Origin of the sequence: Halomicrobium urmianum (assembly GCF_020217425.1) — an archaeon.
In the GTDB taxonomy this organism is placed as follows: domain Archaea; phylum Halobacteriota; class Halobacteria; order Halobacteriales; family Haloarculaceae; genus Halomicrobium; species Halomicrobium urmianum.
In genome coordinates this window covers 3,260,940-3,282,087 of sequence record NZ_CP084090.1, presented here as the reverse complement: position 1 = coordinate 3,282,087, position 21,148 = coordinate 3,260,940, and the positions used below count along the sequence as shown (strand labels likewise).

General features: G+C 69.5%; 23 protein-coding genes and 1 pseudogene. 14 read left to right on the top strand and 10 right to left on the bottom strand.

The window, feature by feature from the left end; all coding sequences use genetic code 11:
* Window positions 1-16: 16 nt before the first annotated feature.
* Both trxA and LCY71_RS16450 read left to right on the top strand, forming a co-directional pair.
* On the top strand, window positions 17-403 hold the full coding sequence (trxA, locus tag LCY71_RS16455) for a thioredoxin (protein ID WP_225334228.1): 387 nt from the start codon (window positions 17-19) through the stop codon (window positions 401-403).
* A 167-nt stretch (window positions 404-570) separates the two neighbouring features.
* Complete coding sequence (locus LCY71_RS16450; protein WP_225334227.1) at window positions 571-1,266, top strand: metal-dependent hydrolase; 696 nt, start codon at window positions 571-573, stop codon at window positions 1,264-1,266.
* A 24-nt stretch (window positions 1,267-1,290) separates the two neighbouring features.
* Here LCY71_RS16450 and thrC read toward each other — a convergent pair whose 3' ends face one another.
* Window positions 1,291-2,490, bottom strand: coding sequence for a threonine synthase (gene thrC / locus LCY71_RS16445; RefSeq protein WP_225334226.1), 1,200 nt, complete (start codon window positions 2,488-2,490; stop codon window positions 1,291-1,293).
* Between the two features lie 171 nt (window positions 2,491-2,661).
* Here thrC and LCY71_RS16440 point away from each other — a divergent pair, with 171 nt between their 5' ends.
* On the top strand, window positions 2,662-3,348 hold the full coding sequence (locus LCY71_RS16440) for a protein sorting system archaetidylserine synthase (RefSeq protein ID WP_225334225.1): 687 nt from the start codon (window positions 2,662-2,664) through the stop codon (window positions 3,346-3,348).
* A gap of 34 nt (window positions 3,349-3,382) precedes the next feature.
* Here LCY71_RS16440 and LCY71_RS16435 read toward each other — a convergent pair whose 3' ends face one another.
* The gene (locus LCY71_RS16435; RefSeq protein WP_225334224.1) at window positions 3,383-4,033 is read right to left on the bottom strand and encodes a dienelactone hydrolase family protein; all 651 of its coding nucleotides are present in this window, start codon (window positions 4,031-4,033) and stop codon (window positions 3,383-3,385) included.
* Window positions 4,034-4,139: 106 nt separating this feature from the next.
* Between LCY71_RS16435 and bioB the strand changes: the two genes are divergently transcribed.
* The 5 genes and pseudogenes from bioB (at window position 4,140) to bioD (ending at window position 9,016) form a co-directional block, all read left to right on the top strand.
* The gene (gene bioB, locus LCY71_RS16430; protein ID WP_225334223.1) at window positions 4,140-5,255 is read left to right on the top strand and encodes a biotin synthase BioB; all 1,116 of its coding nucleotides are present in this window, start codon (window positions 4,140-4,142) and stop codon (window positions 5,253-5,255) included.
* A 27-nt stretch (window positions 5,256-5,282) separates the two neighbouring features.
* Window positions 5,283-6,453, top strand: a pseudogene (gene bioU / locus LCY71_RS16425) ((S)-8-amino-7-oxononanoate synthase BioU).
* A gap of 69 nt (window positions 6,454-6,522) precedes the next feature.
* Window positions 6,523-7,167: a hypothetical protein gene (locus LCY71_RS16420; protein WP_225334222.1), complete on the top strand. Its 645-nt coding sequence runs from the start codon at window positions 6,523-6,525 to the stop codon at window positions 7,165-7,167.
* Entirely contained in the window at window positions 7,164-8,357 is a 1,194-nt protein-coding gene (locus LCY71_RS16415; RefSeq protein ID WP_225334221.1) for an aminotransferase class I/II-fold pyridoxal phosphate-dependent enzyme, read from the top strand. The genes LCY71_RS16420 and LCY71_RS16415 overlap by 4 nt, the downstream gene beginning before the upstream one ends.
* Complete coding sequence (bioD, locus tag LCY71_RS16410) at window positions 8,354-9,016, top strand: dethiobiotin synthase (RefSeq protein WP_225334220.1); 663 nt, start codon at window positions 8,354-8,356, stop codon at window positions 9,014-9,016. Before LCY71_RS16415 ends, bioD begins: the two co-directional genes overlap by 4 nt.
* 123 nt (window positions 9,017-9,139) lie before the next feature.
* Here the strand turns inward: bioD and LCY71_RS16405 are convergent, their stop codons facing one another.
* Together LCY71_RS16405 and acs are read right to left on the bottom strand one after the other, a co-directional pair.
* Entirely contained in the window at window positions 9,140-10,207 is a 1,068-nt protein-coding gene (locus LCY71_RS16405; RefSeq protein ID WP_225334219.1) for a phosphotransacetylase family protein, read from the bottom strand.
* Window positions 10,204-12,309 carry an acetate--CoA ligase alpha subunit gene (gene acs / locus LCY71_RS16400; RefSeq protein WP_225334218.1) on the bottom strand — a complete coding sequence of 702 codons (2,106 nt, stop codon included), beginning with the start codon at window positions 12,307-12,309 and terminating at the stop codon, window positions 10,204-10,206. The genes LCY71_RS16405 and acs overlap by 4 nt, the downstream gene beginning before the upstream one ends.
* Before the next feature lie 209 nt (window positions 12,310-12,518).
* Here acs and LCY71_RS16395 point away from each other — a divergent pair, with 209 nt between their 5' ends.
* Together LCY71_RS16395 and dpsA are read left to right on the top strand one after the other, a co-directional pair.
* The gene (locus LCY71_RS16395; protein ID WP_225334217.1) at window positions 12,519-12,899 is read left to right on the top strand and encodes a DUF8048 family protein; all 381 of its coding nucleotides are present in this window, start codon (window positions 12,519-12,521) and stop codon (window positions 12,897-12,899) included.
* Between the two features lie 102 nt (window positions 12,900-13,001).
* Window positions 13,002-13,547: a DNA starvation/stationary phase protection protein DpsA gene (dpsA, locus tag LCY71_RS16390; RefSeq protein WP_225334216.1), complete on the top strand. Its 546-nt coding sequence runs from the start codon at window positions 13,002-13,004 to the stop codon at window positions 13,545-13,547.
* A 21-nt stretch (window positions 13,548-13,568) separates the two neighbouring features.
* On the opposite strand, the gene LCY71_RS16385 is transcribed toward dpsA, so the two are convergent.
* Entirely contained in the window at window positions 13,569-13,742 is a 174-nt protein-coding gene (locus tag LCY71_RS16385; protein ID WP_225334215.1) for a hypothetical protein, read from the bottom strand.
* A gap of 107 nt (window positions 13,743-13,849) precedes the next feature.
* On the opposite strand from LCY71_RS16385, the gene LCY71_RS16380 reads away from it, so the two are divergent.
* Together LCY71_RS16380 and LCY71_RS16375 are read left to right on the top strand one after the other, a co-directional pair.
* The gene (locus LCY71_RS16380; RefSeq protein WP_225334214.1) at window positions 13,850-14,443 is read left to right on the top strand and encodes a DUF7547 family protein; all 594 of its coding nucleotides are present in this window, start codon (window positions 13,850-13,852) and stop codon (window positions 14,441-14,443) included.
* 147 nt (window positions 14,444-14,590) lie between these two features.
* Window positions 14,591-15,070: an HTH domain-containing protein gene (locus tag LCY71_RS16375; RefSeq protein WP_225334213.1), complete on the top strand. Its 480-nt coding sequence runs from the start codon at window positions 14,591-14,593 to the stop codon at window positions 15,068-15,070.
* Between the two features lie 138 nt (window positions 15,071-15,208).
* Here LCY71_RS16375 and LCY71_RS16370 read toward each other — a convergent pair whose 3' ends face one another.
* Together LCY71_RS16370 and LCY71_RS16365 are read right to left on the bottom strand one after the other, a co-directional pair.
* Window positions 15,209-15,589 carry a Zn-ribbon domain-containing OB-fold protein gene (locus LCY71_RS16370; protein WP_225334212.1) on the bottom strand — a complete coding sequence of 127 codons (381 nt, stop codon included), beginning with the start codon at window positions 15,587-15,589 and terminating at the stop codon, window positions 15,209-15,211.
* Entirely contained in the window at window positions 15,586-16,737 is a 1,152-nt protein-coding gene (locus tag LCY71_RS16365; protein WP_225334211.1) for a thiolase family protein, read from the bottom strand. The genes LCY71_RS16370 and LCY71_RS16365 overlap by 4 nt, the downstream gene beginning before the upstream one ends.
* A gap of 113 nt (window positions 16,738-16,850) precedes the next feature.
* Between LCY71_RS16365 and LCY71_RS16360 the strand changes: the two genes are divergently transcribed.
* Window positions 16,851-17,030: a DUF7836 family putative zinc-binding protein gene (locus LCY71_RS16360; RefSeq protein ID WP_225334210.1), complete on the top strand. Its 180-nt coding sequence runs from the start codon at window positions 16,851-16,853 to the stop codon at window positions 17,028-17,030.
* A 30-nt stretch (window positions 17,031-17,060) separates the two neighbouring features.
* Here the strand turns inward: LCY71_RS16360 and LCY71_RS16355 are convergent, their stop codons facing one another.
* Genes LCY71_RS16355 through LCY71_RS16345 form a run of 3 tightly spaced genes read right to left on the bottom strand, consistent with a single transcriptional unit; the run spans window position 17,061 to window position 19,784 of the window.
* On the bottom strand, window positions 17,061-17,405 hold the full coding sequence (locus LCY71_RS16355) for a DUF8022 family protein (protein WP_225334209.1): 345 nt from the start codon (window positions 17,403-17,405) through the stop codon (window positions 17,061-17,063).
* 2 nt (window positions 17,406-17,407) lie between these two features.
* Complete coding sequence (locus LCY71_RS16350) at window positions 17,408-19,003, bottom strand: acyl-CoA carboxylase subunit beta (protein WP_225334208.1); 1,596 nt, start codon at window positions 19,001-19,003, stop codon at window positions 17,408-17,410.
* A gap of 1 nt (window position 19,004) precedes the next feature.
* The gene (locus tag LCY71_RS16345; RefSeq protein ID WP_225334207.1) at window positions 19,005-19,784 is read right to left on the bottom strand and encodes a beta-ketoacyl-ACP reductase; all 780 of its coding nucleotides are present in this window, start codon (window positions 19,782-19,784) and stop codon (window positions 19,005-19,007) included.
* 140 nt (window positions 19,785-19,924) lie between these two features.
* On the opposite strand from LCY71_RS16345, the gene LCY71_RS16340 reads away from it, so the two are divergent.
* Window positions 19,925-21,133 carry an alpha-1 4-glucan-protein synthase gene (locus LCY71_RS16340; protein WP_225334206.1) on the top strand — a complete coding sequence of 403 codons (1,209 nt, stop codon included), beginning with the start codon at window positions 19,925-19,927 and terminating at the stop codon, window positions 21,131-21,133.
* Window positions 21,134-21,148: the final 15 nt, after the last annotated feature.

Below are 21,148 nucleotides of genomic sequence, written 5' to 3'. Positions count from 1 at the left end.
GCGGGAACACGCTTCCATGAGCGACGCGGACGACATCGAGTCGATTAGAGAGCAGAAGATCGAGCAGCTCAAGCAGTCCCTGACCTCGCCGGACGAGCCAGTTCACGTCGAGGGAGCGGACCACTTCGAGGACCTCACGAGCGACGGCGTCGTCCTCGTGGACTTCTACGCCGACTGGTGCGGGCCCTGCCAGATGCTGGAGCCGGTCGTCGAGGACATCGCCGCGGAGACGGACGCCACCGTCGCCAAGGTCGACGTCGACGAGCACCAGTCCCTGGCCGGCCAGTTCGGCGTCCAGGGCGTCCCGACGCTGCTCCTCTACGCCGACGGCGAACAGGCCGAGCGCATGGTCGGCGCCCAGGACGCCGACCGACTCCGGTCGGTCGTCGAGTCGTACGCGTGAGGTCCGCCTATAGTAGAAATTGAAACTATGTACGCATCGAGGGGCACCCCGGGTACCCCTCGAGTGTGTCAGTGCGTTCAATTTCTGCTATAGCCCCCTCGTTCTGTCCGCCGAACGCAGTCCGCCGGGCCGGAAGACTGACTGTCTGGGCTACGTAGAGTGGTACCATGCCGTCTACGGTGGTTCACGTGGCCTTCGCCGGCATGATCGCGGCGGCGCTGCTGGGTGACGCGTTCGACCGGCGCTCGCTGCTGGTCGTCGTCGGTGCCGTGGCCGTCGCCGACCTCGACGCCTTCGTCGGCCTCGTCGCCGTCGCCGGCCACCGAACCGTGTTCCACACGTTTCTCGTCCCAGGAGCCGCGGCGCTGGCGCTGGCGGTTGACCTCCGGGTCAGCGACCGGTCGGCCCTGCGGTCCCGCTACGGCGCCCGCGGCGTCCGGATCGCGTGGGTGACCGTCGTCGCGTTCGCGGCTGCCGCCATCGGACTCGACCTGTTCTCCGCCGGCGGCGCGAACCCCCTGTGGCCGCTGCACGACCAGTTCTATCAGGTCGGCGGCCGGATCGAACTCTCCGACCAGCGCGGCGTCGTCCAGACGTTCGTCGATCTCAGCCCGCCGGACGCCGACGGGACCGGCGGAGGCGACGCCGGCGGCGTGACCGACGGCGCGTCCACGCAGGCCCGCGGGAGCTCCCGGGAGGTCAACGTCTCGACCGGCGTCGATCCTGACCCCGACGGCGACGCGGACGGGGACGTCGAGCGGCTCTTCCCCATCGTCCGGTCGGGCTGGCAACTGCTCCTGCTGATCGTCGGAACGTTCGTCACGGCAGCTCGCCTCCGCGTCTCGGAGACGGTCGAGGAGTGAGCGGTCGCGTCCGGCGGTCCCCGTTCAGTACCGGTCGGGGACGGCGCCGGGCGACGCCGGGATGCGCTCGACGTCGTCGGTCGCGCTGCGCGCGCTCTCGGTGTCCTTGAGCCCCGTGCCGGTGACGAGGAGGACGACCGTCTCTCCGGGCTCGACGACCCCCTCGTCCCGGGCGCGCTTCAGTCCGGCGAGCGTGGCCGCGCTGGCTGGCTCGGCGTAGACGCCCTCCGCCTCGCCGAGGCGGCGCTCGGCGTCGAGAATCGCCTCGTCGGAGACGGCGACGCTGTCCCCGTCGCTCCCGGAGAGCGCCCGGCAGGCCCGCTCGGCGTTGTGCGGGTGGCCGACGTCGATGCTGTCGGCCCGGGTACCGGTGCCGGCGCGCGGGTCCTCGCCCTGGAATCGATCGTGGATGGCGCTGGCGCCCTCGGCCTGGACGCCCAGCAGGCGCGGCGCGCCGTCGAGCAGGCCCATGCGCTCGAACTCGGCGAGCCCCTTCCAGGTCGCCGAGAGGCCGCAGCCGTTGCCCATCGGGGCGACGACCCAGTCGGCCGCCGGGACCTGATCGGCCAGTTCGTGACCGACCGTCCGGAGCCCCTCGACGGCGTAGGGGTTGACCGCGGCGCTGCCGTCGTACCAGTCCCGGCGGCCGCTCACGCGGCGACACAGCGAGAAGGCGTCGTCGTAGTGCCCCTCGACGGCGAGGACGTCCGCGCCGTAGATGGCCGGCTGGACTGCCTTCCCCTCGGGGACGTCCTCGGGGACGAAGATGCAGCAGTCGAGGTCGGCCCGGGCGGCGTAGCCGGCCAGCGAGGCCCCCGCGTTACCGGTCGAGGCGCAGGTCACGACGTCGGCGCCGCCGGTCAGTGCGCGACTCGCGAGGACGGCGCTGGCCCGGTCCTTGATAGAGCCCGTCGGGTTCCCCCGCTCGTCCTTCAGTCGCAGGTCGACGTCGAGTTCCGCCGAGAGCGCGTCGGCGGACAGCAGCGGCGTCCCGCCGGCGCCGAGCCTGACGGCCGCGCCGTCGGTGGGCAGCAGTGGCTCGTAGTCCCAGATGTCAGCGACGGTACCGTCCCGCTCTTTCAGGGCGTCGAGCGCTGCGTCCTCGTCGTACTGGACGTCCAGCAGGCCCCCGAAGTCGCCGTGGTCGGGGCACTGGTGGCGACCGTCTCCCGGGACGAACACGCGCCCGCAGTCGGTGCACTTCAGTGCGATGGCAGGATTCACGGTGGACACGACGCCGTCGGCGTTCGGTGATAGCTACTCCGCGGTGCGTATATGCCTTCTGGACCACCTCCGAGAGCCCCGACTGGCTGTTCGGACCGACAGTTCAATCCCCGGACACGAGTGCCGAGCGGTATCGGACCGTTGATGTGCGTTCTCCCACAGGTGGCCCCTATGGGATTGCAGGTGCGGGAGCGACTCGGGCTGGCGGACGCCGTGACGCTGGTCAACGCCGTCGTCGGGTTCGTCGCGGGCGTGGTCGCCTTCACCGATCCGACGCTGGCGGCCCGACTGGTCCTGCTGGCGGCCATCGCCGACGCGCTGGACGGCATCGTCGCGCGCCGCGCCGGCAACACCGAGGTCGGGCCGCTGCTGGACTCCATCACGGACGTCGTCTCGTTCGGCGCGACGCCCGCGCTCGTGCTGTTCGGCGTCGCCCGCGCCCGCTACGGCGACCTCGGGGAGATGGACCCAGCCGTCGCGGCCGCCGCGCTGCTCGTCCCCGCCGGATTCGTCGTCTTCTCCGTGCTCCGGACCGCGTTCTACACGGTCTACGTCGGCGAGGACGAGAACCGGCCGGGCATCCAGAACACGCTGGCCGCGACGATTCTGGCCGCCGGCTATCTGGCCGGCCTCGGATCGGTGCCGCTCGTGTTCGCCGCCGCGGCCGTCCTCTCCGTGCTGATGGTCGCGCCGGTCCCCTACCCGAAGCTACTGGCCCGCGACGCAGTCGTGCTGGGCGTCGTCCAGGCCGGGGCCATCGTCTCGCCGGCGGCGCTGGGCCGCGCGTTCCCGCGCATTCTCCTCGTCGCCGCTCTGGCCTACCTGACGCTGGCGCCGCGATACTACTGGGGCGAGTGAGTTCCCCGCGACGCCGTCGACTGCCCGCCGCCGATCACCGCCGCCGGCCGAGGCGACGCTCGAACCACTCCCCGGCCCGCTCGGCGACCGCCTCGAGTTCCCCGGGGCCCTCGAAGAGGTGTCCGGCACCGGGGACGACGTGGAGTTCCTTCTCACAGCGCAGGCGGTCGTAGGCGTCTTCGTTCAACGCCAGCACGTCGTGATCGGCACCGCCGACGACGAACAGCGTCGCCGCCCGGACCGAGTCGAGGGCTTCCTCGGCCATGTCGACGCGGCCGCCCCGGGAGACGACGGCTTCGATCTCGTCAGGACGCCGCGCCGCTCCTCGCAGGGCCGCTGCGGCACCGGTGCTGGACCCGAAGTAACCGATCGGCAGTCCCGCGGCGTCCAGCCGTTCGCGGGTCCACTCGGTGACGGCCACCAGCCGATCCGTCAAGAGCGGGATCTCAAACCGGTTCTCGCGCCGCTGATCCTCCCGCTCGGTCAGCAGGTCGAACAGGAGCGTCCCGAGGCCGCGGTCCCGCAGCGTCTCGGCGACGTAGTTGTTGCGCGGGCTGTGCCGACTGCTGCCGCTCCCGTGAGCGAAGACGACCAGGCCGGTCGCTCCGTCGGGGACGGCGAGTTGCCCCTCCAGCGTGACGCCGTCGACGGGGATCAGGTAGACTGTCTCGGACTCGGCGACCATAGCGTCCGGAGCTACGCCGCCCAGAGGGCCGTCGTTTGTTACCACTCGGCGACGAGGGACTGTCGCCACCCGAACCTTTTTGCGACGGTCAACCAACGTTGCTTCCGTGGTTTACGAGACGGGCAACCGCACGGTCGACGAGGCGGTGCGTCGCGTGCTCGACGGCGAGCGACTGGACCGCCGCGACGGGCTCGCGCTGATCGCCCAACCGGTCGAGGAACTCGCCGCCGCGGCGGACTACGTCCGCTCGGAGTTCGGCGACGGCACGGTCGACGCCTGCTCCATCGTGAACGCGAAGGCGGGCAACTGCGCGGAGGACTGCGGCTTCTGCGCGCAGTCGGCCCACTTCGACACGGGCATCGACGACTACGGCTTCCTCGATCCGGAGGAGATACTGGACGCCGCGAAGCGCGCCGAGCGCGACGGCGCCCAGCGCTTCGGTATCGTCGTCGCCGAGAAGGGCGTCTCGAAGGAGCAGCGTCCCGACGAGTGGGAGGACGTGATCCGCGCGATCCGCCTGGTCCGCGACGAGACCGACGTCGAGGTCGACGCCAGCCTCGGCATCCTCACCGAGGAGGAGGCCGAGATCCTCGCCGATGAGGGGCTCAACCACTACAATCACAACGTCGAGACCTCGCCGAACTACTTCCCCGAGATCGTCGACACCCACTCCTTCGAGGACCGCGTCCACACGCTCGAAGTCGCGAAGGAGGCCGGCATGGACCTCTGCGCCGGCGTCATCCTCGGCATGGGCGAATCCCCGACCGATCGGGTGGACGCCGCCGTCGCCCTGCAGGACGTCGGCGTCTCCTCGCTCCCGGTGAACGTCCTCGACCCGGTCGCCGGGACGCCGCTCGCCGAGGACCTGGGCGGGTCGGCCGACGTCACGACCGAGGAGATCGTCGAGACCGTCGCGGTCTACCGACTGCTCCACCCCGAGGCCCGGGTGCGGCTGACGGGCGGGCGCGAGGCGAACCTCGACGCCGACGAACAGCACCTCCCCTTCGAGGCCGGTGCCGACGGCGTGCTCACCGGCGACTACCTCACGACGGAGGGTCAGTCCCCCGGCGACGACATCGAGGTGATGGAGCGCGCCGGACTGGAGCCCAACACCGAGGCCAACGACTTCGACCCCGAGGCGGTCAAGGAGGGTGGTCCCGACGACGACGCGGCCGTCGACACGGCCGCTGGCACCGCCACCGAAGTGACGACCGACGACTGACTGCAGACCCCCACCCGACGATTACGCATGGACGACGTACGCTTCGCAGTGCTCGGAACCGGAGGCATCGGACGACGAACGCTCGACGTGGCGCGCCACAGGGACGGCGTCACCCCCGTCGCCGCCTGCGACCGCAACGGCGTGGCCGTCGACCACGGCGGCCTCGACGTCGAGGAACTGCTGGAGGCGACGGAGGGCAACATCGCTAGCGGGCCGCGAAGTGGCTCGGGAACGTCGAGTGGCGACGAGTCGCGAGACAGCGGCCCCGAGGACGACGCCGCTGCCGACGGTGGGACGGCGGCCGACAGCGGTTCAGCAGGCGGTGAGGGAACCGACGGTTCCCGATCCTCGTCAGACCTGCGGTCTGACGGCGTCAAGCAGACCGGCGAGCGCGCCGGCGTCGCCGCCAGCGAACAGGGCGAACCGACGGAGTCGCCCATCGACGACGTCGTCGCGGCGTCCGAGAAGGTCGACGCCGTTCTGATGGCCCTGCCGAACCTCGAACACGACTTCATCCCGCGCGTGGCCGAGCGGTTCGCCGGGGCCGACTACGAGGGCGTCCTGGTCGACGTCCTCAAGCGCTCGCGCGTGATCGGGATGCTCGAGGAACGGGCGGAGACGCTCGAGAAGTCGGGCATCACCTTCATCTGCGGCGCCAGCGCGACGCCGGGCTTTCTCACCGGTGCGGCGGCGCTCGCCGCCCAGTCGTTCGTCGAGATCGAGGAAGTGGAGATCTGGTGGGGCGTCGGCCTCAAGTCCGGCTACGAGGACAACCGGGGACCGTCCGCGAGGACGTCGCCCACCTCGACGGCTACGACGTCGAGCGCGCCCGCGAGATGAGCGAGGACGAGATCGAGGAACTCGTCGAGGGCACGACGGCCGCCTGGAGTTCCGCGACATGGAGCACGCCGGCGACGTCCTGCTTGAGCGGGCCGGGATCTGCGACGCCGAAGACGTCACCGTCGGCGGCGTCCTCGACGTGCGCCGGGACGAGAAGCCGACGACAACGACGGTCCGCGTGACGGGCCGGACCTTCGACGGCGAGCGCGGCACGAACACCTTCCAGCTGGACGACGACACGAGCATGGAGGCCAACGTCAACGGCCCGGCGCTGGGCTACATGAAGGCCGGCGTCCTGCGGAACCGCGCCGGCGACTACGGCGTCTACGGCCCGGCCGAGGTCATGCCCGGGTTCTGATCGCGCTCGGATGCGACGCTCTGACGGAGGAGGGACACGCATTATACCGGCCCGCTCGTCGCCCCCGCCATGACTGACCCCGAGGATCTGCTGGCGTTCTGCGAGTTCGGGGAGGACCGCGTGTACCTCCTGGTGGCTATCGCGCGCGCCAAGGAGAACCCGGACGCGAGCCACGGCGACCTGCCGGTGATTCGAGAGATCGTCGAGGACCGCGCGGAACTGACCGAGAAGATGGTGCAACTGGATCACGCGGTCGCCCGTTTCGACGAGCGGTTCCGCCTCTATCTCACCGTGAACGCGCGCGACGCGCTGTCGGCGACCTTCCGACTCCGCGGCCGGATGGACGACTGGCTGGAAGCCCGCCTGCACGGCGGCCGGGGGGTCGTGACGAAGTTCAAGCAGGTCGACAGCGAGTACGCGTCCGTCCTCCAGTCCGACGCCTGCAAGGACGAGACGTACTTCATTTTCGACCTCGACGACGCGACGGCCGAGGACTGCGATCGCCTCCGCGAGGCGGTGGCCGAGCACACTGACGTCGCGTTCGCGACCGAGACGCCCAACGGCTACCACGTCGTCACGGAACCGTTCAACTACAATGAACTGTCCGTCGACGTCGACTACGAACTGAAGACCGACGGGCTGGTGTTCGTCTCGTATATCGGCGACGGCGAGCTGACGGCGGCGGCCGAGGCCGCGCGGGAGGGCGAGGCGTGACCGACCGCGGCTTCGACCTCGGCGACCGCCTCGGCGAGCGCGAGGAGGGGGACCTCCGCCGCCACCTCGACCCGACCGAGTCCGTCGAGACGCGCACGCGCTTCGCAGAGGACCCGAAGGGCGGTCCGCCCCGGTTCGGCGAACCGGCACTCGTCTTCGCGTCCAACGATTACCTCGGGCTGGCGGGCGACGACCGCGTCCAGCGGGCGGCCGAGACGGCGGCCCGGACCGTCGGTACGGGGGCCGGTGCGTCGCGGCTGGTCACCGGCGACACGCACCTCCACCGGGCGCTGGAGCGCGACCTCGCCGACTGCAAGGGCTGCGAGCACACGCTGGTGTTTTCGTCGGGCTACGCCGCGAACGTCGGTACCGTCGACGCGCTCGCGCCGGACGTCGTCTTCTCCGACGCGCTCAACCACGCGAGCATCGTCGACGGCTGCCGGATCGGCGCCGGCGAGACCGTCGTCTACGATCACTGCGACCCCGACGACTTCGCGGCGAGGATGGCCGAGCGAGAGCGACAGGCCGACGCCGACGAATCCTGGCTCGTCGTGACGGACACCGTCTTCTCGATGGACGGGGACGTCGCGCCGCTGGAGCGGCTCTGCGACGTCGCCGACGACCACGGTGCCTGGACGATGGCCGACGAGGCCCACGCCACGGGGGTGTTCGGGGCGGACGGCGGCGGAAACGTCCGGCGCGAGGGGCTGACCGACCGCGTCGACGTCGAACTTGGGACGCTCTCCAAGGCGCTCGGTGCCCAGGGCGGCTACGTCGCCGGCGACGAGGACCTGATCGAGCACCTGCTGAACGCGGCGCGGACGTTCGTCTTCTCGACCGGGCTGGCGCCGCCGGCGGTCGGGGCCGCGCGCGAGGCGCTGCGGATCGCCGGCGAGGGCGACCGACGCGAGCGCCTGTGGGCCAACGTCGACCCCCTCCGAGACGGCCTCGAAGGCGCGGTCTTCGAGGTGCCGGGCGACTCGCAGATACTCCCGGTGCTGGTCGGCGACCGCGACGACGTGCTCGAACTGGAGCGGGCTGTCCGAAAGCGGGGGATCGTCGCGCCCGCCATCCGATCACCGACCGTGCCGGAGGGCACCGCACGTATCAGAGTCGCGCCGACGGCCGCTCACACCGGCGCGGACGTCGACGCCTGCGTGGCCGCCTTCCGAGAGGCGCGGTCGCGATGAGCGTCTGCGTCGTCGGCACCGACACCGGCGTCGGGAAGACGGTCGTCGCCGCCGGCCTGACGGGCTGGCTCCGGCGAGACGGGCACGACGCCGTCGCCGTCAAGCCCTGTCAGACGGGCTACCCGCCGGACGACGACGCGGGCGAGGTGCAGCGGATCGCCGGCAGCGAGGACGCCGCGGTCTGCCTGCGCAGGCTGGAACCGGCGCTCGCGCCGGCCGTGGCGGCCCGGGAGATCGGGGCCGACCTCTCCTACGAGGGCATCCGAGAGGGCTGCCGGGAGCGGATCGAGGCGAACGAGCGTACCGTAGTCGAGGGGATCGGCGGCCTGCGCGTCCCGCTGGCCGACGGCCGGGACGTGATCGACCTCGCCGCGGACCTCGGCCTGCCGGCGCTGGTCGTGGCCCGGTCCGGGCTGGGCACGCTCAACCACACCGCGTTGACCGTCGCGGCGTTGCGCCGCCGCTCGGTGCCCGTGCTCGGCGTGGTCCTCAGCGAGTACGAGGGCGCGACGACCGCGGAGCGGACCAACCCCGAGGTGATCGAGCGCGAGAACGACCTGCCCGTGGCGACGCTCCCGCCGATCGACGTCGCGGACCCCGATACCGTCGTGGACGCCGTCGCGGAGCACCTTCCACGCGACTTCCGCGGCGAAGAATAGGGGGAACGAGTCCGGGCGGGGGGTCCCGGGGGGTGTGACACTGCGGAGCCCGACTGGCTCCGACCGTCGGTACTTGTCTATCACACAAAAGGAAGCGAGACAGTTTACCGCGCCTTCGACCGGTTAAAGGTCGACTGACAGGGCGTTTTCGAGGTCGATACTCTCGGTAAGCAGCTCCTGCATCCGCTCGACGGTGGCCCGATCGCGGGTCCGGCCGGAGCCGAGGACGTCCTCGACGCGGTCGATGGTGGTGCGCGTGTCGGACTGGACGAGCAGGACGGGCACGCCCTCCTCCTCGGCCCGACCGAGGACGGCGCTGGCGGGCCGGAAGCCGCCGGTCAGGACCAGCGCGCGGATCCCCGACGCCTCCAGCGCCGCGGTCTGGATCTCGGAGCGGTCGCCGCCCGTGATCATCACGGCGTCGCGGGTGCGGCGGAACTGCTCGAGCGCGGCGTTGCCGCTCATCGCGCCGACGGTGAACCGCTCGACGTGGGCATCCATGGTGGCGTCGGAGGTCAGCACGTCCGCTCCGAGGTTCCGGGCGAGTTCGTCGACGGTGACGCCGGCCAGTTCCTGAACGCGCGGGACGGCACCGAGCACCGGCACGCCCTGGCCTTCGAGGAACGGCATCACCGCGTCGGTCAGTTCGTCGAGCTCCGAGTCGCGGACGCCGTTGAACAGCACGCCTGCCAGGCGATCGCCGATGGTCTCGGCCGCGGCCAGCACGTCGTCGGCGGTGCCGGCGTCCTCGTAGCCGGAGACCAGCACGACGCGCGCGTCGACGGCCTCCGCGACGTCGACGTCGGTGAGGTCGACGATGCCGCCCGTCGCGAGGTCGTCGCTCCCCTCCAGGACCATCAGGTCGGTCCCCTCGGCCAGGCCCTCGAAGTTCTCGACGACGCGCTCGCGGAGTTCGTCCGGGTCCTCGCGCCCGCGGACGGCCTCCTGGACGAACGTCGGGGAGTAGACGATGGGCTCCATCTCGTGCATCTCCGCGTCGAGATCCAGTAGCTCGCGGGCGAGCATTGGATCCTCGTCGCGGGTCTTGCCGACCGCGCTGAGCAGTCGCGTCCCCTTGGGCTTCATGTAGCCGACGTCGTGGCCCGCCTGCTGGGCGGTCCGCGCCAGCGCGACCGAGATAGCCGTCTTGCCGATGCCGTGGTCCGTCGAGGTGACGAGTACAGTGTTCATAGCTCCTCCTGGTCGATGGTGAGCCGCAGGTCGACCGCCGTGACGCCCTCCGGGGTCGCGACCAGCGGGTTGACGTCCAGTTCGAGGATGGACGGGAAATCAGTGACGAGTTGTGACAGCCGCTGGATAGTTTCGACGATGGCCGCCTCGTCGACCGGTTCCGTGCCGCGAGCTCCGCGCAGCAGCGGGGCGGACTCGATGTCGTCGATCATCTCCGTCGCCTCCGGCTCGGTGACCGGCGCGACGCGGACCGTGCTGTCTTCGAGGACCTCCACGAAGATGCCGCCGAGGCCGAAGAGGACGAGCGGTCCGAACTGCGGATCGCGCTTGGTGCCGACGATCGTCTCCGTACCGGAGTCCAGATCGACCATCTCCTGGACCTGCACGCCGACGATGGTGGCGTCGCGCTGGTACTCGCGGGCGCGGACGACCAGGTCCTCGTAGGTGTCCCGGACGTCCTCAGCGGAGACGCCGACCTCGACGCCGCCGATGTCGGACTTGTGCAGGATGTCCGGGCTGACGATCTTCATGACGACGTCGCCGTCGATGCCCGCCGCGACCCGCTCGGCGTCGCTCGGACTGTCGACGACCTCGCCCTCCGGCGTCGGGATGCCGTAGGCGTCCAGCAGTTCCATCGCCTCGACGCCCAGCCGGTTCGAGCCCCGGTCGACGCCGCGCTCGATGACCTCGCGGGCCCGCTCGCGGTCGACGTCGAACGTCGCCGGTTCGACGTGCTCGCGGGACCGGATCTCGTCGTACCGGCGCAGCGCGTCGAGGCTGTCGACGGCGCGGGCCGGGTCGAAGTACGTCGGCACGCCGGCGTCGTTCAGTCGCGCCTCGGCCGGACCGGTCGACTTCGCGCCCATCAGCGTCGTCGCTACGGGCTGGCCGTACTCGCGCTGGCAGTCGATCACCACCTCGGCGAGTTCCTCGAAGTCCACCACGGCCGTCGGACAGGCCACGACGACGGCCATGGCGACGCCGTCGTCCTGCAACACCGTCTCTAGGGCCAGTTCGAACCGCTCGGCGGGCGCGTCGCCGATGACGTCTACCGGGTTGTAGATGTTGGCCTCCTCCGGGAGCGACTCCGATAGCGTCTCGATGGTCTCGTCGTCGAACTCCGCCAGCGACAGGTCGGCGTCGCCGACGGCGTCGGTGGTCATCACGCCCGGGCCGCCGGCGTTGGTGACGATGGCCACCTCGTCGCCGTCGGGCAGCGGCTGATCGGCCAGTATCTGGGCGTAGTCGAACAGCTCCTGGACCGTCTCGACGCGGAGGACGCCGGCCTGCTCGAGCCCGGCCTCGTATGCCTCCTCGGAGCCGGCCATGGCACCGGTGTGTGAGGCGGCGGCGCTGGCCCCGGCGTCTGTGCGCCCGGACTTCACCATCACGATGGGCGTCTCCCGGGTGACCTCCCGGGCCGTCTCGATGAACTCCGCGCCCTCGTCGACGTCCTCCAGGTAACCCAGGATGACGTCGGTGTCGGGGTCGTCGCCCCACTCGGCGACGAAGTCGCCCTCGTCGAGGACGGCCTTGTTACCGAGCGAGACGATGTCCTTGAACCCGACGTCGCGCTCGGCCGCCCAGTCCAGAACGGCCGTGACGAACGCTCCCGACTGACTCATGAAGGAGATGTCGCCCTCGCGGGCCATCTCGTTGCCGAAGGTGGCGTTCAGACCCCGGGGCGTGCTCATCACGCCGAGGCTGTTCGGTCCGACCAGATTCAGATCGTGCTCCTCGGCGACCTCGCGCAACTCGCGCTCGCGGGCGGCCCCCTCGCTACCGGTCTCGCCGAAGCCGGCGGTGATCACGACGACGTTCCGGATCCCGGCCTCGCCGGCCTCCCGGATGGCGTCGACGGCGATGCCGGGCGGGACGACCACGACCGCGACGTCGATCTCGTCGGCGTCCTCGGCGTCGGCGACGGCGTCGTGGCAGGGCAGCCCCAGCACCTCGTCGGCGTTGGGGTTGACGGCCACGACCTCGCCGTCGTACGTCGCCTGCAGGTTCTCCGTGATCGCCCGACCCACGGCGCCCTCAGATTCGGTCGCGCCGATCACCGCGACCCGGTCCGGCGCGAACAGCGTCGATAGGCGTCCCATGCCTGTGGGACTTCGACCGGCCGCCGGAAAACAATACTGCTGTCGAGGAGCGCTCTCGGCGGTAATCACGGGCGATAGTTTGGGAGGAAAAGGCGGCTATCTGGGTCGGAACGTGTCACCAGCCCGTTCCGTTCGTCTCCCGAGCCCGCGCTCACTCCGTTCGCGCGGACGCCGATTCGTTTTTTGCCGGGGTCGTCGAAGCGCCGAGGATGAGCAGTCCAGACCCGGGAACGCTCTTCGAGGAGTCCGTCGTGGCCGCCGTCGCCGACGACGCCGGCGTCGACGAGGACGAACTCCGCGCGGCGCTGGTCGACCACCAGGAGAGCGTCGAGTCGCTCCCCGGCGTGGAGAACATCGTGTACGAGTGGCGCAAGGAGTACGCGGGCCCCCTCCTGAAGCGGACGGAAGACGCCTACTACCTGCTCGTCCCCGAGCGGGTCTGGTCGGAGTTCGCCGATCACCTCGACATCTCGGAGCCCGAGAAAGCGGCCGTCATCGACGTCCATCGACGGACGGTCGCCGCCAGAACGAACGCTCCCGAGGAGCCACCGGAGAGCGGCGCGTACGTGGCGCTCGGGCGCGACGTGTGACGTAACTGCACGGAAATAGAAAACGAATTTTTGCGATTCGATAAATTTGGTTCACCTAAACGCGAACCTTTAAGTTATATCCAGCCGAATTATAGGACGCCTATGAGTAAGCAGGAGTCTATCCACCAGGAGTTCGGTACCGTCGAGGACAGCGCGCTGCGGCTCGACCGGGAGAAGGCCGAGCAGATCGTCGACGCGCTCAACACGGACCTCGCGGCGACGTACGTCCTCTACCACCAGGTGAAGAAGCACCACTGGAACGTCGCCGGCGCGGAGTTCCTCGACCTCCACGAGTTCCTCGGCGACGCCGCCGAGCACCTCGAGGAAGGGGCCGACGAAATCGCTGAGCGTCTGCAGGCCCTGGGCGGGACGCCCGTCGCCGGCCCCGAGCAGATCGCCGAGCACTCGCCCGTCCCGATGGAGGGCGAGGACGTCTACGACGTCCGGACCTCGCTGGAGAACGACCTCGAGGTGTACGGCGACATCATCGAGTCGCTGCGCGACCACGTCGAGCTCGCGCAGAACCTGGGCGACCACGCCACGGCGGAGATCCTCCGGGAGATCCTCGTCCAGGTCGAGGACGACGCCCACCACGTCGAGCACTACCTCGAGGACGACACTCTCGTCTTCGAGGGCGCGATGAAATAAGGAGAACGCAGCGAGCGGAGACTACCGCCGGAGTTCCACGGTCAGGTCGGTGGCGATCCACCCGTCGGAGTTGTCCTCCTCGGTGAAAACGACCCGATCGGGCGAACTCCTGTGCGCGGTGACCGCGACCACTTCGTCCTCGAGTTCGTCGTCGTCCAGTTCCGCTTCGACTCGTCCGTCCGAGACCTCGCTCATTACGAGGAGTTAGGCGCACCTAAAGCCATAAGGATTTTGGTCGGCCTAATTCCACGACGGCCGGCGGCGACGGGTCCTTTTTGTACCTGACTCGCCAAGTCGGCGACATGAGCACCGGCGACGACGACCTCGGGCGGCAGGTGGGTGAGCTGGTCGACGCCCTCCGAGCCCTCGAGCGGGAGTTCGAGCCCCGCACCGAGGGCGGTCGGCCGCGCCCGCCCAGTCCCCGGGAACTGATGCGGTTCACCAGCGACGTGGCCATCCCCGCGGCCATTCTCGTCCTCCGGACCAACGTGGAGGCGCTGAAGCTCCTCCAGCGGGCGCTGCGGATGGCCGACGGCCGCCCGCCGACGACGGGCGCCAGCGGCGAGGTGCGCGACCGCGCCGAGCGACTCAGCCGCGCGAGCCTCTCGCGGCTCGACGGCGCGCTGGCCGACCTCCAGGACGCCGTCGAGGGCCGACCCGAGGACGAGGACGCGCGTGAGCTACTCGATGAAGCGCGACGGCTGCGCGAGGACGTCGAGGACCGACTCGTGTCCGCAGACGGCGACTCGGACGCAGAGACGGGCGCGCGGGCTGGGGGCATCGAGGACGACGCAGACGAGCCCCGGGACGTCCCCGTCGACGTCGACGCTGAACTGCGGTCCATCAAGGACGAGTTCGACGACGACGGAGGGAGCGGCGACGGCGACGACGCCTGACCCGAGACCCTCCGTCGAAGACGCACGTTCTCCGCCGTCGCTGGCGCTGCTGGCGTTGCTTCTCCCGGACGTGCCCGTGACGGGCGGAAATATAACAATTAAATCATAATGGTTTATGGTGATGTAGTTGGTACGGGTCAACTGCCCATGCCCACGACAGATGACGCGGTCCGGGCGGAGCTATACGTTCGGGAGGACCTGCCGAAACCGGTGCAGAACTGCCGTCGGCGGTGCGTCGCACATCTGGAACGACTCGTCGCGGCGGGAGCGCTCGACGGGTTCGACGTAACGTCGTGGGCGAAGCGCGTTCCCCTCGGGGACGGCGACGCGCCGTCCACCGAGCGGGACTGCTTCAACGAGTTCTCGGCCTGGGCGCGCGAGGCCGGCGTCCGCCTCGCACCGTTCTTCGACACGCGGCTGTGCTACTCGATGGAGACCGGCCAGAAGCGCCGAGAACTGGTCACGCCGGCCGTCTGCCTGGCGCTCTACGACGGCGACGGCCTCCGACAGGTCGCCCCCTACGCGACTGACGAGGGGACGACGACCGTCTCGGAGTGCCTCGACGACCTAGCCAGCGAGCTGCTGGACGAGCGGGACCGACGGGCCGGGGTTGGAACGGCCGACTGATCCCGCCCGTTCGCGCCGTCGCGCTCACTGAGTCGGTTCGAAGCTCCGGCTTGATCTTGTGGTTCGGAGATGAAACTCCTCACTGGACAGGATCAAATCACTGATCGCTCCGAACCGACGATTCGGCGCTAAAACGCCTCACTGAGTCGGTTCGAAGCGATACCCGTCCCACTCCTGACTCTCCGGTTCCTTGATCCCGGCCTCGGGATCCCGGAGCTCCTCGACGTACACCGGTTCGACCGTATCGCCGGTCTCGACCTCGTCGGTGGTCACCTGGCCGATGGCGCGGACGACGTCGTCGGCGTCGACGTCGTCGCTCACGTCGAATTCGACGATGGCGAGCGTGTTCGGCTCGCGGACGCCCGGCGGCGTCTTCGTGCTGTGGGTCCAGGTGACGACCTCGGCCTCGCGGTCGGAGAGGTCGACCGTCTCGTCCTGCGGTTCGCCGCACTCCGGGCAGAGCGCGTGCCCGGGGTAGGTCGCGTGCCCGTTCGGGCAGACGTGGGCGTCGAAGCTCATTGTCCCGCCTCCATGATAGTCGTGATCACGCAGTTGCCGAATCCGCCGACGTTGCAGGCCAGGCCGACGTCGGCCTCGACCTGGCGCGGTCCGGCCTCGCCGACGACCTGCTCGTAGATCTCGTAGCCCTGTGCGACGCCGCTGGCGCCCAGCGGGTGGCCCTTGGACTTCAGGCCGCCGGAGGTGTTGATCGGCAGTTCGCCGTCCTTCTCCGTGCGACCCTCCTGGACGTGCTGCCAGGCCTCGCCCTGCTCGGCGAAGTCCAGCCCCTCCATCTGGAGGAACTCGAGGATGGTGAACATGTCGTGCAGTTCGGCGACGTCGACGTCGTCCGGGCCGAGACCGGCCATCTCGTAGGCCTGCCGGCCCGACTCGACGACGCCGCCCATCACGGTCGGGTCGTCGCGCTCGTGGACGACGTGTGTGTCCGTCGCGCCGCCGATGCCGGAGACGACGGCGTAGTCGTCCGCGTACTCCTCGGCGAGGTCCTCGTCGCAGAACATGAGCGCCGCGCTGCCGTCCGTGATGGGACAGAAGTCGTAGAGGCGCAGCGGGTCGGCGACGATGGGCGACTCCAGGACCGTCTCCACGTCCACCTCCTTCCGGAACTGGGCGTGGGGGTTGTCCACGCCGTTCCTGTGGTTCTTGACGGCCACCTGCGCGAGCGACTCGCGTGGCGCGTCGAAGCGCTCGAGGTAGTGGCGCGCCGTCAGCCCCGCGAAGGATGGCAGGGTGACGCCGTGCTTGTACTCGACGGGGTGGGTGATGGAAGCGATGATGTCCGTGGCCTCCGGCGTCGTCTTGTGGGTCATCTTCTCGCCGCCGACGAGCAGCGTCACGTCGCTGGCGCCGGAGGCGACCGACTGCCAGGCCTCGTAGATGCCGGCACCGCCCGAGGAGGAGGTCTGATCGACGCGCTCACTGTAGGCCGGCATGAGCCCGAGGTCGTGGGCCAGGGCGTTCATGACGCCGCCCTGCCCCTCGAACTCGCCGCTGGCCATGTTCGAGACGTAGAGGTGATCGACTTCGTCCGGCGGTACGTCGGCGTCGGCCAGACACGCCTCGCCCGCCTCCGCGAGCAACTCGCGGATCCAGGCGTCGCGCTGGCCGAACTGGGTCATCGACGCACCGATGACGGCTACTCCCATGCCCGGGGCGTCGCAGGGGTGCGTTGTGTTCCTTGCGGTTCGACGTGTTATTGCCACTACCTGTCAGATGATATTACGGAAAACACTTGCCCGTTCCGGTCCGTCAGTCGATTATGCAGGAATCGTGGATGCAACTGCAGTGTCCTGATTGCGGCGAGCACTGGGAAGCAAAAGTCGTCGACATGCCGGCCCCGTCGTCGGAGTTCACCTGCGACCACTGCGGCGAGACGCACCCGGCCCGCGAGTTCGCGAAGACGACCCGCGACCTCGAGGTACTGCGGGAGTTCCACTGAGAACGGCGTCGAAACGTCCGGGCCCGGCCTTCAGAACGAGCGGCCGGCCGCTTTCCACTCCTCGCCTCGCTGCACGTCGCGGGGGAAGCGGCGCTTGCCGACGCCGCGCAGGCGACCGGTCAACGTCCACCGGTCGACCGCATCGGATCCGTCGTCAGCGGCCGCTGCCGCCGCCGCGGCGCGTCGCCGGTCGTACAGGTGCGTGCCGATCGCTGCTGCGATGGCGGCCGCCTCCGCCGCCGTCGCGTCGTCTGGGACGTCCACCGCGAGGGACTCGCCGTCGAGCGTGACCGTCGCCGTCCCCGCCTCGGCGTCCGGCTCCGCGTCTGCTCCGTCGTCCGTCGCCCCGTCCTCGTCGGTCCGTTCCACCGCCATGGTCACAGGGGGATGTTGCCGTGGTCCTTCGGTGGCGTGTCCTCGCGCTTGCGCTGCAGCAGGTCCAGGTCGTCGATGAGCCGCCTGCGCGTCTCCTCGGGCTCGATGATATCGTCGAGGTAGCCCCGCTTCGCGGGCCCGTAGGGGTGGGCGAACTCCTCGCGGAACTCGGCCATCAGTTCCTGTCGCCTGGCCTCGGTGTCGTCGGCCTTGCCGAGCTCGTCTCGGTAGAGGATGTTGACGGCCCCCCGCGGGCCCAGCACGGCCATCTCCGATCCGGGCCAGGCGTAGTTGACGTCCGAGCCGAGGAACTTCGAGGACATGACGATGTACGCCCCGCCGTAGGCCTTGCGCACGACGACCGACAGCAGCGGGACGGTTGCCTCGGCGTAGGCGTAGATCAGCTTCGCGCCCCGGCGGATGATGCCGTTGTGCTCCTGGTCGGTCCCGGGCATGAAGCCGGGGACGTCCACGAACGTGCAGATCGGGACGTTGAACGAGTCGCAGAAGCGCACGAAGCGGGCGGCCTTCTCGGAGGCCTCGATGTCCAGCGTCCCGGCGCTGACGCGGGGCTGGTTGGCGACGATGCCGACCGAGCGACCGTCCATGCGCGCGAAGCCGACGACGACGTTGCGCGCCCAGTTCTCATGGACCTCGAAGAACGAGTCCTCGTCGACGATCTCGTCGATCACCCGCGTCATGTCGTAGGGCTTGCGCGGGGCCGAGGGCACGATGTCGGCGACCTCCGGCACCGGCCGGTCGGGGTCGTCCCACGACCGGACCGCCGGCGGGTCCTCCATGTTGTTCTGCGGGAGATAGGAGAGGAGCCGCCGGATGTTGTCGAGCGCCTCCTCCTCGCTGTCGTAGGCGAAGTGGGCCACACCGGACTTCGAGGAGTGCGATTGCGCACCACCCAGCTCCTCCTTCGAGACCTGCTCGCCGGTGACCGTCTGGATGACGTCCGGCCCCGTGATGAACATGTGGCTCGTGTCGTTCACCATGAAGGTGAAGTCCGTCAGCGCCGGCGAGTAGGTCGCGCCGCCGGCGCAGGGGCCCATGATCGCCGAGATCTGGGGGATGAGCCCCGACGCCTTCGTGTTGCGCTCGAAGATCTTCGCGAAGCCCACCAGCGAGTCGACGCCCTCCTGGATGCGCGCGCCGCCGGAGTCGTTGAGGCCGATGACTGGCACGCCGTTCTCGATGGCCCGGTCCATCACCTTGCAGATCTTGTCGGCGACGACCTCGCCGACCGACCCGCCCAGGACCGTGAAGTCGTGGGCGAAGAGGAACACCTTGCGCCCGTCGACTTCGCCGTAGCCGGTGACGACGGCGTCGCCCGGGAACTGCTTCTCGTCCATCCCGAAGTTCGTCGAGCGGTGCTCGACGAAGGGATCGACCTCTGTGAAGGTGCCGTCGTCGACGAGGTAGTCGATGCGCTCGCGGGCGGTCATCTTGCCCTTCTCGTGCTGGCGCTCGATGCGGGCCTCGCCGCCGCCCAGTTCCGCCTCGCGGCGCCGCTCGCGCAGTTCCTCGACGGGATCGGTCTCGCCGTCGTCCTGTGCGCCTGCCGACTGGTCCGGTTCGTCCTGCTTGCTCATCTTACCACTCCATGCCGCCGTTGACGCCCAGTACCTGCCCGGTCATGTAACTTGATTCCTGGCTCGCCACGAAGCGGACGATCGGGGCGACGTCCTCGATCGTCGCGAACCGATCGAGGGGGATCTCACGGAGGATCTTCTCCTGGACTCGCTTAGGGACCTCGTCCAGCATGTCCGTCGCGACGAACCCGGGCGCGATGCAGTTGGCCGTCGAGCCCGTGCTGGCCATCTCGAGGGCCAGCGTCCGCGTGAAGCCGAACAGCCCCGCCTTCGTCGTCGCGTAGTTGGCCTGGCCGTAGTTGCCCTGCTGGCCGACCACCGAGGAGATGTTGATCAGTCGGCCGTCCTGAGCCTCGCAGACGTCGTCGTAGAAGGTCTTGGTGACGTTGAACACGCCGCCGAGGTTGACGTCGATCACCGCGTCCCAGTCCTCGCGCGTCATCTCGTCGAAGGGCTTGTCAACGGTGATCCCGGCGTTGTTGACGACGACGTCCACCGGGCCGAAGGCCTCGTGGACGCGGTCCCGCATCGCCTCGACCTCCGCTTTGACGGAGACGTCCGTCTGCGCGGCGATCGCCGCCCCGCCTGCGGACTCGATGGCGTCGACGACCGACTCCGCCTCGTTCCGGGAGGAACGGTAGTTGACGACCACCTCGGCGCCGTGTGCGCCGAGGTCCTCGGCGATTCCGTGGCCGATGCCCCGCGACGCGCCGGTCACCAGACAGGTCTGACCGGCGAGGGATCCGGTCGCCGGGGGGCCGCCCTCGCTTGACTCGCTCATAGTTGGAATCGCCGCACACAGCTAAATAATAGTTCGCCCTAGACGATCCGCGAAGCGGGCGGCGTCCCTCGCTACCGATGCCCACGTGGGAACGAGTGGACAACGACAGGTACTTTAGGCTGGCCTAAAGACTGCCGACAATGGCAGACATCTGCGTCATCGTCCCCACGGTTCGCGAGTGGGACTGCGTCGAGGCCTACGTCGAGAACGCCCGGGACCACGGGTTCGACACCGACCGCCTCCACTTCGTCCTGGTGACCGAGGACTTCTGTGATACGGACGGTATGGAGCGGATGCTCGCCGATCTGGACGTCACCGGCGAGGTGTTCGACGGTAGTCGGCGCGAAGCGTGGTTCGCCGAGCACGGCGTCGCCGAGTACGACCACCTGATCCCCGAGGCCAGCCACGCCCAGACCTCCTTCGGGCTGCTGTACCTGTGGGCCAACGACTTCGAGTACGGCGTGTTCGTCGACGACGACACGCTCCCCCACGAGGACGTCGACTTCTTCGGCACGCACATGGCCAACCTCGCGTTCGAGGGGGAGGTCGAGCAGGTCAGCGCCAGCGAACGGTGGGTCAACGTGCTCTACCAGTCCGACCACGACCTGTACCCGCGGGGCTACCCCTACGCCGCGATGGACGAGACGGTCGAGACCGAGCGCGTCCGCGTCGACGACGTGGTCGCCTCGCAGGGCCTGTGGACCAACGTCCCCGACCTCGACGCCGTCCGCATCCTGATGGACGGCGACCTGCAGGGACAGGCCCGGACCCGGACGACGGCCGACGACTACGACCGGGACTTCGTCGCCGCGCCCGGCCAGTACCTCACCGTCTGCTCGATGAACCTCGCCTTCCGCCGCGAGGTCGTCCCCGCGTTCTACCAGTTGCCGATGGACGACAACGAGTGGGACGTGGGCCGGTTCGACGACATCTGGAGCGGCGTCTTCCTCAAGCGCGCCTGCGACGTGCTGGGCAAGCAGATCTACAACGGCGACCCGCTCTGTGAGCACAACAAGGCGCCCCGCTCGACGTTCTCGGACCTGACCAACGAGGTCCACGGGCTGGAGCTCAACGAGCACGTCTGGGAAGTGATCGACCGCGTGGGACCGGAGGTCCGACGAGACGGTCGGGCGGAGAACCCGTCCGACAGAGTCGGCGCCGACGCGAGCAGCTACGCCGGGGTCTTCCGGGCGATGGCTGACGCGCTCGCGACCGGCGACTTCTCGGACTGGGAGAACGGCGCCTTCCTCAACCACTGCGGGGAGTACATGCGCGACTGGCTGGCCTGCCTCGACGCCATCGAACCGGGCAGCGTCGCCGCCGCGCCCGCGACGCCCGCGGACGACTAAGTAGAAAGGCCTAAG

What these genes read in the sequence shown, in the direction of transcription:
- LCY71_RS16350 (WP_225334208.1), bottom strand. Translation starts at nt 19,003, where the DNA reads ATGAGCAAGCAGGACGAACCGGACCAGTCGGCAGGCGCACAGGACGAC.
- LCY71_RS16420 (WP_225334222.1), top strand. Translation starts at nt 6,523, where the DNA reads ATGACTGACCCCGAGGATCTGCTGGCGTTCTGCGAGTTCGGGGAGGAC.
- LCY71_RS16345 (WP_225334207.1), bottom strand. Translation starts at nt 19,784, where the DNA reads ATGAGCGAGTCAAGCGAGGGCGGCCCCCCGGCGACCGGATCCCTCGCC.
- LCY71_RS16450 (WP_225334227.1), top strand. Translation starts at nt 571, where the DNA reads ATGCCGTCTACGGTGGTTCACGTGGCCTTCGCCGGCATGATCGCGGCG.
- LCY71_RS16385 (WP_225334215.1), bottom strand. Translation starts at nt 13,742, where the DNA reads ATGAGCGAGGTCTCGGACGGACGAGTCGAAGCGGAACTGGACGACGAC.
- LCY71_RS16355 (WP_225334209.1), bottom strand. Translation starts at nt 17,405, where the DNA reads ATGGCGGTGGAACGGACCGACGAGGACGGGGCGACGGACGACGGAGCA.
- acs (WP_225334218.1), bottom strand. Translation starts at nt 12,309, where the DNA reads ATGGGACGCCTATCGACGCTGTTCGCGCCGGACCGGGTCGCGGTGATC.
- LCY71_RS16435 (WP_225334224.1), bottom strand. Translation starts at nt 4,033, where the DNA reads ATGGTCGCCGAGTCCGAGACAGTCTACCTGATCCCCGTCGACGGCGTC.
- dpsA (WP_225334216.1), top strand. Translation starts at nt 13,002, where the DNA reads ATGAGTAAGCAGGAGTCTATCCACCAGGAGTTCGGTACCGTCGAGGAC.
- bioD (WP_225334220.1), top strand. Translation starts at nt 8,354, where the DNA reads ATGAGCGTCTGCGTCGTCGGCACCGACACCGGCGTCGGGAAGACGGTC.
- LCY71_RS16360 (WP_225334210.1), top strand. Translation starts at nt 16,851, where the DNA reads ATGCAGGAATCGTGGATGCAACTGCAGTGTCCTGATTGCGGCGAGCAC.
- LCY71_RS16370 (WP_225334212.1), bottom strand. Translation starts at nt 15,589, where the DNA reads ATGAGCTTCGACGCCCACGTCTGCCCGAACGGGCACGCGACCTACCCC.
- LCY71_RS16340 (WP_225334206.1), top strand. Translation starts at nt 19,925, where the DNA reads ATGGCAGACATCTGCGTCATCGTCCCCACGGTTCGCGAGTGGGACTGC.
- LCY71_RS16405 (WP_225334219.1), bottom strand. Translation starts at nt 10,207, where the DNA reads ATGAACACTGTACTCGTCACCTCGACGGACCACGGCATCGGCAAGACG.
- LCY71_RS16365 (WP_225334211.1), bottom strand. Translation starts at nt 16,737, where the DNA reads ATGGGAGTAGCCGTCATCGGTGCGTCGATGACCCAGTTCGGCCAGCGC.
- trxA (WP_225334228.1), top strand. Translation starts at nt 17, where the DNA reads ATGAGCGACGCGGACGACATCGAGTCGATTAGAGAGCAGAAGATCGAG.
- LCY71_RS16395 (WP_225334217.1), top strand. Translation starts at nt 12,519, where the DNA reads ATGAGCAGTCCAGACCCGGGAACGCTCTTCGAGGAGTCCGTCGTGGCC.
- LCY71_RS16375 (WP_225334213.1), top strand. Translation starts at nt 14,591, where the DNA reads ATGCCCACGACAGATGACGCGGTCCGGGCGGAGCTATACGTTCGGGAG.
- LCY71_RS16380 (WP_225334214.1), top strand. Translation starts at nt 13,850, where the DNA reads ATGAGCACCGGCGACGACGACCTCGGGCGGCAGGTGGGTGAGCTGGTC.
- LCY71_RS16440 (WP_225334225.1), top strand. Translation starts at nt 2,662, where the DNA reads ATGGGATTGCAGGTGCGGGAGCGACTCGGGCTGGCGGACGCCGTGACG.